Genomic DNA, 1,410 nt, shown 5'->3' on the forward strand with positions numbered 1-1,410 from the left:
GCCTCTTTTGAATTCAGAGTGGGTGTTTGTGCGGGTCAAGGGCGGGCGGGAGCCCGGCGCAGCGAACCCTTGAGGCGCTTTGCATCGACAAGCTGGAACATGGCTGGTTGCGGCAGAATGCGGCAACCAGCCATGCAAGACCAAGCGAACAATGACGAATCAACTCTTTGAAGCCGCCCTGGGAATCAAGGCACCGTGGTACGTGCAAGGTGTCGACTTTGATACGGCCAAACGACAACTGACGATTGCGGTGGACTTTGTCGCAGGAAGTCGCTTCGCCTACTCCGGGCTCGCCGGTGAGCATCCAGTGCACGACACGCAAATCAAGCGGCTGCGCCACCTGAATTTCTTCCAGCACGAGTGCTATCTGGAAGTGCGTGTGCCGCGCGTGCGCTTGCCCGATGGCTCGGTGCGGCTGGTCGTGCCGGAATGGGTCGGCCAACTCGACGGTTTCACGTTGCTGTTCGAGGCGCTGGTGCTGATGCTGGCGCAGCAGATGCCGTTTGCCGCAGTGGCGCGCATCGTCAATCTGTCGTGGCATCGGGTGCATGCCATCTGCTCGCGCTATGTGGAACTCGCGCTGGCGTCGGCGAACCTGTCGGACGTCGGCTCGGTGGCCATCGACGAAACCTCGTACCGGCGAGGCCACGAGTATCTGACCCTGGTCGCCGATATGCAGGCTCGGCGCGTCGTATTCGTCACGCCTGGCCGTGACGCGAAGACGATTGAGAGCTTTGCAGCCCACCTTAGCCAGCATCTCGGCACGCCTGAGCAAGTGACCTCCGTGAGCATCGACATGTCGCCCGCGTTCATCAAAGGCGTCGGCGAACATCTGCCCAATGCGCGAGTGACATTCGACAAGTTTCACGTCATCGCCCATGCATCCAAGGCGCTCGATACGGTACGGCGCCAACAACAGAAAGCCGACCCAGAACTTAAAGGGATGCGCTGGACACTGCTTAAGGACGCCAACAAGCTGAACCTCGCGCAATTGACGGACCTCGAGGCGCTTCTCAAGCAGTACACCACCAAGCGAACGGCCCGCGCTTGGTTGTATCGCGAGCAGCTGCGCGAGATTCTCGAACGCAAGCAAATTCATGTCGTCTCCGAATTGTTGCGGCAGTGGTGCACCAACGTCATGCGTTCGAAAGTCGAACCGATGAAGGACGTCGCACGATTGATTCGCCGACACTTCGACGGCATCATTGCGTGGACCCAGACCCGACAGACCAACGGCTTTATCGAAGCCATCAACGGCTTGTTTCAGGCCGCCAAGCGCAAGGCGCGTGGCTACACGCGCTTCGCAACCATGCGAACGGTGCTGTTTCTTATCGCTGGCAAACTCGACTTCTCCGCATTCAACTCGCATGCCCGCTGAGAGCCATTACCCACTTCATTTTCAAAAGAGCC

General features: G+C 59.2%; 1 protein-coding gene. It reads left to right on the plus strand.

The features are described from left to right. Positions 1–151: 151 nt before the first annotated feature. Complete coding sequence (locus AWB82_RS36625) at positions 152–1,378, plus strand: ISL3 family transposase (protein ID WP_086974107.1); 1,227 nt, start codon at positions 152–154, stop codon at positions 1,376–1,378. The last annotated feature ends 32 nt before the right edge of the window (positions 1,379–1,410 follow it).

It is taken from the genome of Caballeronia glebae, assembly GCF_001545035.1.
Taxonomy (GTDB): Bacteria; Pseudomonadota; Gammaproteobacteria; order Burkholderiales; family Burkholderiaceae; genus Caballeronia; species Caballeronia glebae.

Bases quoted from the DNA above. Each gene is read 5' to 3' on its own strand.
- AWB82_RS36625 (WP_086974107.1), top strand. From the start codon at position 152: ATGACGAATCAACTCTTTGAAGCCGCCCTGGGAATCAAGGCACCGTGG.